This window comes from Bacillus cereus group sp. MYBKT111-2, from assembly GCF_051915205.1.
GTDB lineage: Bacteria > Bacillota > Bacilli > Bacillales > Bacillaceae_G > Bacillus_A > Bacillus_A paranthracis.
In genome coordinates this window covers 669,528-678,011 of the sequence record NZ_JBQAEG010000002.1, presented here as the reverse complement: position 1 = coordinate 678,011, position 8,484 = coordinate 669,528, and the positions used below count along the sequence as shown (strand labels likewise).

The following is an 8,484-nucleotide window of genomic DNA, read 5'->3' as shown; positions in this document are numbered from 1 at the left end:
AATACGAAACGGATTAAGGCAAAATTAAAAATGAGCCCGGTACAATACCGGACTCACTTTTATCAAGCTGCCTAATGAAATAACTGTGTCTAACTTTTAGGGGTCACTTCATAATGGCTCTTTTTTCTAATCTGTAACACATTGATAAATAAAATATACTAAAACGAGTATGCTTGCGGCGGAATACATGGCATCTAAAGTCATCGGAGCTCCTCCTCATTATTGTTGTATTTTTATTGTATGAAATCTTACAATTTCATATTCAAGTGAAAAATATGTGAACGTTAACAAAATTGTAAAGTGCAAAAATTACAATCATTTTGTATAATAGAGAAAACAACCGTTATATAAAATATAATGAGTGAAAGGGGAGGAAACATACATGCCAAATTGGTTTAGAAAAACCTTAGTCGCATTAATTACCGTATTTACATTTGGTTTAGTGACGCCTCCTTCCATATTGCTTGATAATGCCAAAGCTGCGGACAAGCCTACGAGCACAGCTGGTCAACAAAATTTGGAGAGTACGTCCTATACATATGAAGAAACGAATGACAGGTTAACCACCGATACTTTTATTACTTATGCAATGCAAGAAGCAGAGAAACAGTCGATGCAAAAGTTTGGTACTAAAATTGGTCCAGTAATTGAAGATGAGTTTAAAGATGTAATATTACCGAAGATTGAAGAGGCAATTGCTGAACTAGCAAATGATGTACCGGAAGATTCGTTACAATCATTAGCGATTTCTCAAAAACCAGCTGGTGGAAATAATGAAAAGATTTTTCACGTTTACGATACGAAAACAGGAAATGACTTATTGCGTTTCCACGTAAGAAGAGATCATCCACCGCAAGATGGGTATTATTTTAATTTCCACTATCACCGTTTTGATGATGGGTACTCCGGACATCATGAGTTGGGAAATATTTATTGGAATACGAATGTGCCGCCAAAGTGGCTTTCTTAAAAAGAACAAGAGAAAATCTTGTTCTTTTTTATGTGTATAGAAGGGTAAGACAACTACGGTGTTGAATAAGATAGGTTTATAAAAAGAGGCAAAGGGAGTATGGGAATGCAAAAATATATTGTTTTTGACTTTGATGGCACATTAGTAGATTCACAAAATATATTTGTACCAATTTATAATCAACTTGCTAAAAAGCACGGATATAAAACGGTAAGGGAAGAAGAAATTGAGTATTTACGTAAATTAACGATGCCAGAAAGATGTAAACAACTCGATGTACCGCTGTATAAACTACCAATATTAGCGCTGGAGTTTTATAAATTGTATCAACCTGCCATAAAAGATCTTATTTTGTTCCATGGGATGAAGGAAGTATTAGATGAACTACATAAAAAAGGTTACGGAATTGCAGTCATATCATCCAACTCAGAAGAGCATATTCGGGCATTTTTACACAATAATGATATAGAAAATATACAAGAAGTGTATTGTTCTAAAAATTTGTTCGGTAAAGATAAAATGATTAAAAGGTTTTTAAAATCGAAAAAGATAACGGAGAAAGATATGTTATACGTCGGTGACGAACAGCGAGACGTAGCAGCGTGTAAAAAGGCTGGGGTGAACGTAATATGGGTATCTTGGGGATATGATGTCATTGAAACAGTGAAAAAAGATGCACCAGATTATATGGTCAATAAACCGATGGAAATTGTGCAAGTAGTACAAGGAGCGTATTCTTAATAGGAATAAACTTCGAGCAGGCATCCATCATATGGAATTTTGGGTAGCGTATACACCAAATGTAGAAATGTAAGGAGGAATATACATGAAAACAATTACAACATGGCAAAACAATATACAAATAGTAAAAGATGCAACGAATATTGCAGAAATTTCTAAAGGTTTTTCACCGGATAAGAAATATATAGTTACGACAATTGATGAGGAAAAATATTTGTTACGGATTGGCGATATACAAGAGTATGAAAGAAGAAAAATAGAGTTTCAAATTTTAAATGAAATGGAAAAACGTAACATACAGGCACAAAAGCCGATTGAAATAGGTATATTGGAAGATGAAAGTGTATGCTATAGTATTTTTTCGTATTTAGAAGGGGAAGATGCAAAGAAGCTATTGCCTACGTATTCACCAAAAGAACAATATGAAATTGGTATAGAGGCAGGAAAAGATTTAGCAAAAATGCATACATATGAAGCTCCTAAGGATTTACTTCCATGGTATGAAAGAGCAATGAAAAAACATCAAAAATATGTAGAGGCATATAAAACGTGCGGAATAAAAATAAAAAATGATCATAAAATCATTAAGTTTATCGATGAAAATGAAATGTATTTACAAAACCGCCCAAATCGATTTCAACACGATGATTTTCATTTAGAAAATATAATTGTGCGAGATGGGAAATATGTAGGTGTTGTTGATTTTAATGGTTATGATTGGGGCGACCCACTTCATGATTTCGTAAAAATTGCACTATTTGCACGAGACATTAGTATCCCATATGCGATTGGGCAAATTACTGGATATTATAACGGGAGAATACCTGAGGAGTTCTGGAAATTATATGCAGTGTACGTTGGCATGACAGTTTTCTCTTCAGTTGTCTGGACATTACGAGCAGCACCGCATATGTTAGATGATACGTTAGAACGTCTTACTATCGTTTTAGAGGATCATAAAGACTTTGAGCTATTAAAGCCAACTTGGTTTCAACCAGAAAAAATTGATATAAAAAATAAAAGGTAGGTGTGAATTACATCTACCTTTTATTTTTTACCATTCTTCGTTTTGAAGTAGTTGCAATGCTAATTTTAAATCCACATCTTCTTGTATATGTTCTGGAGTCCACGGGATATGTATATGTGGTTGAATACCAATTCCGGACATTCCTTCACCTTTATCTATAATGGAAAGTCGTGAAGTAGGGTAGTAAAGTGCGAATGTATCAGCCCATTCCATTACTGCTAAATTAGAATAATCATTTACACCAGCAGTAGGACGACCTATTACTTTTACTTTCAATGATTTTTTTGCAACTTCTACAAAAGAATCGCCAGAACTCCCACATGTAACATCTGTTAATATAACTACTCTACTAGGTGATTTTCGTCCGTGTATTTTTAATGATTGAAGTTCTTTCGGTAAACTAGAAGTATTAAATGTAACGAATCCTTTTTTATAATTCTTTTTTAAATCTTGAATAAACATATTAGTGAATAATTTGGAAAGTTCGTCTAAAGAATCATAATCTTCCATTTCCATTTTCATGTCTTTCATACGTAAATGAAAGTTTCGTTCTGTATGATTTAATTGCATTGTTTCTGAAGAATCGAAAAGAGAAATTTCTTTGTCTTCAAATAAGTAAGGAAGTAGGTTGAAAAATGCATCATCACTTCCGCCACGATTTAATCGCACATCTATAATTAAATTCGGAAAAGCATTAAGCTCATCTTTGTGTGAGTCTAATAATGTATTGATAGCTTCAGCATTTGCGAAGTCCGTCAAAGTAATTAAGAGTGTATCTTTGTTATGTTGTTTAAATGAATAAATAGGTGTGTATTCGTTTTGTTTATACTTTTGTAAACGAATGGTTTCGGTTACTCCGTTTTCATCTATAAGTGTACAATTTGATGATTTTAATAAAACATAATCCCATTTTTCACGTTCATATGTATTCTCATTTAAATACTTCTTATATTTTATTAATAACTCAGGAACTTTCATATTATCTAATGCTAGAATAGACTGTCCCTTTTTCACTCTTATTTCCTGTGAAGTAGATGTAATATATAGTCGGTCTTCGTATCTTTTTACTTGAAAGCCAACACTATTAAGGGGTTGATTAGTAGAGATCATTTTGAAAAACATATGATTATCTTTAAAGTCTAATAAGTAATCACGTACAATTTCAGTAAATTGTACTGGTGTTAGTTCACCTTGTCTCTCTAGTTTCTCGATTGTCTGTAAATAAGTAGTGGGATCGTCCCATCCTTTTTTATCTATACAACCTGAATAATCGTGATGAGTAATTGAAACAACTTCTTTAAAAATTTCTGAGTACACGGCTTTTCCTCCTTGTAATTCAAATAGTTAAATAAAAGGATTCTTTACTCAATGCTTAAAATCCTTTATTTGGATGGTAATTGTAATGAAAAATAGAGGGAAGTGTTATCATCCCTCTATTAAAAATTTATTTAATTTTCTTAAATGCAAGCGGCTGAGTACTTAGCGTAGCTGGTACATGTAACTGAAGGGAAGGGAATTCACCGTTCAAACTCATTTCATATGCAAATAATAGATTCATCTTCATTTGGAATAAATCAACTTTTGCAGAAAAGATGTCGTAATGATGATGTGTTAATTGAATGTCCATTTCCATGAATTGCACAAATAATGAATCATCACGCTTGTATACTTGTAATGTTCCGTATGCAGGATGTTCGAAAGTACCAGTATAATCCTCTAATTTGTGAGAAGGTGTAGTTCCTTTAATTTGTTCTGGAATGGATTCAGTTGCTTCTTTTATCATTTCCTTCATTTTTTCAGTATCTTCTACAGCACGTTTATGCCAATCAATGGATTCTAATTCAAGTAGTTCGTCATAAATTTGATTAGCGAGATAAGTAGGAAGTAATGTTCCTCCAGCATTCGTTAAAATGACAAGGCCTATGTTTTCTGTTGGTATGAATGAAACAAGCGCTGAAAATCCATCGATATTACCGCCATGATGAATTACTTTTTTACCACGATAAGCGCTAATAAACCAACCAAGACCGTAACTATTTAATGGAGATTCAGGGAGTGATAAAACCGGTTGGTCTGGAATGGAATTGTGTGGTGTATACATTTGTTGTAATAATTCAGAGGAGATTAATTCATGATCTCCAAATTTTCCTTCATTTAAGTGGAGAAGTACCCAATTTGCCATATCTTTAATTGTAGAATTGATACAACCAGCAGCGCCAACGGTATCAATGTTGTGGAATGGAACTTCTTTTATTTCACCGTCATTTTCAATGTAAGGTAAAGCGTATTCATCTGTCGTTTGTGAATCGGTAACAGAGAAGTTTGTATGTCTCATATTTAAAGGTTCTAAAATATGTTCTGTAGTGTATTGCTCCCACGTTTGATTTGTTATGTTTTCTACAATATAGCTAATTGTCGCATACATTAAGTTGTTATATAGAAATGATGTGCGGAACGGTGCATCAAGTGGTAAATATTTTATTTTTTCAACGAGATCTTTTCGAGATAAGGAAGAGCTGTACCAAAGGGCATCATGACGACTTATCCCGGTACGATGAGAAGCTAAATCTCGTCCTGTAACTTGTGAACTAGCAAGTAGTTCAGATAAAGAGAAGTTAGGTATATAAGACTGGACAGGAGTATCCCAATTAAACTTTTTTTGCTGTGCTAACAAACTTAATGAAAGTGTGCCAAAAGCTTTCGTTGAGGAACCAATTGCGAACAAAGTACGCGGTGTAACTAGTTCTTTTGTCTCTAGATTTCGATAGCCAAATCCTTCTGAAATAATAACTTCACCGTCTTTTATAATAGCTACAGCAGCTCCCGGAACGTTTAAATCCTTCATCATTTTTTCAACCGTTGTTTGTAAAGAAGTCATAACAGGCGTTTCAATTTTAGACATACTTCTAACCTCCAAATATAAATTTTGTTCTACCGCACTATACTTTCGGTAATAGAAAATGAAAACCTTTTTAAATATGGAAAGTTAATAATTTTGTAAGGATGAATAAAATTATTATTTATTTAGAATTTTATTTTTATTATAATTAATTTAAATTAAGATTTAGAAAAGATGGTGAAGAAGTGTGCTAACAATAAAAAAATTGCTCTGTGATAATAAAAATAATCCGATAGGTATAGATTCGAAAGTTGTTAAAATTAGTTGGCAAATCGAGTCGAGTAAACGAAATGTAAAACAACTTGCGTATCAATTGCAGGTTGCGAAGGATAAAGAGTTTCAAACTATAGTATTCGATTCACAGAAGGTAGAAACAGATCAAAGTTTATATATACCAATTAATTCGTTTTCATATAGTACGGAAACACGCTATTTTTACCGAGTGAAGGTATGGGATAATTACGGAGAAGAATCACCTTGGTCAGAAGTAGCATTTTGGGAGACTGGATTACAAGGGCAAAACTGGAGCGGAAAATGGATTGCTGCGAAAAAAGAACGCACGCAAGTTATGTCTTTTCATAAAAGCTTTTCTATTAAAAAATTAGTTAAAAAAGCACGTTTATATATGACTAGTTTAGGATTATACGAGGCTTCTATAAATGGAGAGCGTATTGGAGATTGTTATTTTACCCCTGGATGGACAAGTTATGATAAAAGGATATTGTATCAAACATATGATATAACGCATGTATTAAAGATTGGGTATAATGATGTTTCTACTCTGGTAGGTAACGGCTGGTATAAAGGGCCGATTACTATGCAGCATGTACGTAATTATTACGGGAAAAGACGTGCGATAATTGCTCAAATACATATCACGTATGAAGATGGAACGAAAGAAAAAATTGTAACAGATGAAACATGGAAAGTAACTCCAAGCCCTATTTTGTATTCGGAAATTTATGAAGGAGAAGTTTATGACGCTAGGCTAGAAGAAAGTGAACAAGTGCTAGAAGATGTTGAAGTAATTGAGCATTCCAAACAAATAATTGTTGCACAGGAAAATGAAGCGATTCGTAAAGTGAAAATTATAAAACCAATCGCTATTTCAAAACTACCCAATCATGAATGGCTTATTGATATGGGGCAAAATATGGTAGGTTGGGTTCGGTTTAAAGTCCGTCATGTTTATACTGGACAAAAGATAGAATTGCATCATGCTGAAATATTAAATAAAGACGGTAGTTTTTATAATGGGAATCTTCGCAAGGCAAAACAAAAAATAGTGTATATAGCAAAAGGAGAGGAAGAGGAAACGTTTGAACCTCATTTTACTTATCAAGGCTTTAGGTATGTGAAAATAAGTGGATTAACCCAGCCCCCTCAAATAGCAGATTTTGAAGGGGTTGTATTACATACAGATATGGAAAAAGCGACTGAATTTGAAACGTCTAATCCATTAATCAATCAACTTCATCATAATGTGGAATGGTCTCAAAGAGGGAACTTCTTTGATGTGCCAACAGATTGTCCGCAGCGAGATGATCGACTTGGATGGACAGGAGATGCACAAATGTTTATTGGGACAGCTACGCAAATTATGAATGTGCAATTGTTCTTTAAAAAATGGCTCCAAGATTTATCATTAGATCAAAATGTGAATGGAGCTGTGCCATTAGTTATTCCAGATGCATTTGGGAAAAGAGCGGATTTTGATTTACATACTTCTGGCGGTTGGGGCGATGCAGCAATTATTTGTCCATGGGTTCACTATTTACATTACGGAGATGTATCCATTTTAAAAGAGCAATATAACAGTATGAAGAAGTATATAGATTACATACGTTCACAAGGTGAAAATGAGTATTTATGGGATACAGGCTATCATTTAGGGGATTGGCTCGCATTAGATACGAAACCTGATGTATATGAAGGCGGAACAGACAAGTATTTTATTGCGACAGCTTATTACGCGTATTCTACATCGCTTTTACGAAAGGTTGCTGAGATTTTAGGTGAAAATACAGATGCTAAGTTTTATGCTGAGCTACATGGAAATATTGTTCAAGCGTTTCAAAATGAATTTGTTACACCGAATGGTAGGTTAATTTCAAATACCCAAACAGCCCACATATTAGTACTTCTTTTTGAACTAGTGAAAGATAATGTGAAGGAGAAAGTATTTAATCGATTAATTGAGCTTTTAAAAGCAAATAAAAATCATTTAACAACAGGTTTCATAGGAACACCGTATTTAAATTTAATATTAAGCAAGTTTAACCGTCATGACCTTGCTTGTAAGCTTCTATTTCATGAAGATTATCCATCATGGTTATACCAAGTGAAACGAGGTGCCACAACGATTTGGGAACATTGGGATGGTGTGAAAGAGGATGGAACCCTTTGGAATGATAGTATGAATTCGTACAATCATTACGCATATGGTTCTATCGTTGAATGGATATACCGATATATTATTGGATTAGAAGTGGATGAAACAAAACCAGCATATAAACATTTTTATATTCAGCCTCATTTTAATTCTAATCTAGATTGGGTTTGTATTAAGCGTGAAACAGCATATGGGGAAATTAAAATTGATTGGCGTGTAGAACATGGACAAGCAGTATTAAACGTTGATGTGCCAACAAATACATCTGCTACATTACGAATAGTGGAAGATGATTGGAGGTCAAGTGATATGCCTGAAATGAAATTAGGTTCAGGCGCATATGAATTTAGATTTTGTAAGAACATACAGAAGTAGAATTTTGTTAAGTATAGAAATGTTTTTTTATAAATTTAGTTTGTTCAATCTGTTAGCATTAAATTTATGATAAAATCCAT

6 protein-coding genes are annotated in these 8,484 nt (G+C 33.5%); 4 read left to right on the top strand and 2 right to left on the bottom strand.

Translation table 11 applies throughout. From position 1 onward, the window contains the following. Positions 1 to 382: 382 nt before the first annotated feature. The 3 genes from ACTFNE_RS08765 (at position 383) to ACTFNE_RS08755 (ending at position 2,738) form a co-directional block, all read left to right on the top strand. Positions 383 to 970 carry a YpjP family protein gene (locus ACTFNE_RS08765; RefSeq protein ID WP_001134413.1) on the top strand — a complete coding sequence of 196 codons (588 nt, stop codon included), beginning with the start codon at positions 383 to 385 and terminating at the stop codon, positions 968 to 970. 105 nt (positions 971 to 1,075) lie between these two features. Then, complete coding sequence (locus ACTFNE_RS08760) at positions 1,076 to 1,711, top strand: HAD family hydrolase (RefSeq protein ID WP_270705395.1); 636 nt, start codon at positions 1,076 to 1,078, stop codon at positions 1,709 to 1,711. Between the two features lie 85 nt (positions 1,712 to 1,796). Further along, positions 1,797 to 2,738 carry an aminoglycoside phosphotransferase family protein gene (locus ACTFNE_RS08755; RefSeq protein WP_046197527.1) on the top strand — a complete coding sequence of 314 codons (942 nt, stop codon included), beginning with the start codon at positions 1,797 to 1,799 and terminating at the stop codon, positions 2,736 to 2,738. Positions 2,739 to 2,765: 27 nt separating this feature from the next. Here the strand turns inward: ACTFNE_RS08755 and ACTFNE_RS08750 are convergent, their stop codons facing one another. Together ACTFNE_RS08750 and ACTFNE_RS08745 are read right to left on the bottom strand one after the other, a co-directional pair. Beyond that, entirely contained in the window at positions 2,766 to 4,055 is a 1,290-nt protein-coding gene (locus tag ACTFNE_RS08750) for a S41 family peptidase (RefSeq protein ID WP_270705396.1), read from the bottom strand. Between the two features lie 127 nt (positions 4,056 to 4,182). Next, positions 4,183 to 5,640 (bottom strand): serine hydrolase, encoded by a 1,458-nt coding sequence (locus tag ACTFNE_RS08745; RefSeq protein WP_270705397.1) that lies wholly within the window; start codon positions 5,638 to 5,640, stop codon positions 4,183 to 4,185. A gap of 184 nt (positions 5,641 to 5,824) precedes the next feature. On the opposite strand from ACTFNE_RS08745, the gene ACTFNE_RS08740 reads away from it, so the two are divergent. Then, positions 5,825 to 8,404 (top strand): alpha-L-rhamnosidase, encoded by a 2,580-nt coding sequence (locus ACTFNE_RS08740; protein WP_270705398.1) that lies wholly within the window; start codon positions 5,825 to 5,827, stop codon positions 8,402 to 8,404. Positions 8,405 to 8,484 lie beyond the last annotated feature (80 nt).

Excerpts from the sequence above, each read along its gene's own strand:
- ACTFNE_RS08765 (WP_001134413.1), top strand. The coding sequence starts at position 383 with ATGCCAAATTGGTTTAGAAAAACCTTAGTCGCATTAATTACCGTATTT.
- ACTFNE_RS08760 (WP_270705395.1), top strand. The coding sequence starts at position 1,076 with ATGCAAAAATATATTGTTTTTGACTTTGATGGCACATTAGTAGATTCA.
- ACTFNE_RS08755 (WP_046197527.1), top strand. The coding sequence starts at position 1,797 with ATGAAAACAATTACAACATGGCAAAACAATATACAAATAGTAAAAGAT.
- ACTFNE_RS08745 (WP_270705397.1), bottom strand. The coding sequence starts at position 5,640 with ATGTCTAAAATTGAAACGCCTGTTATGACTTCTTTACAAACAACGGTT.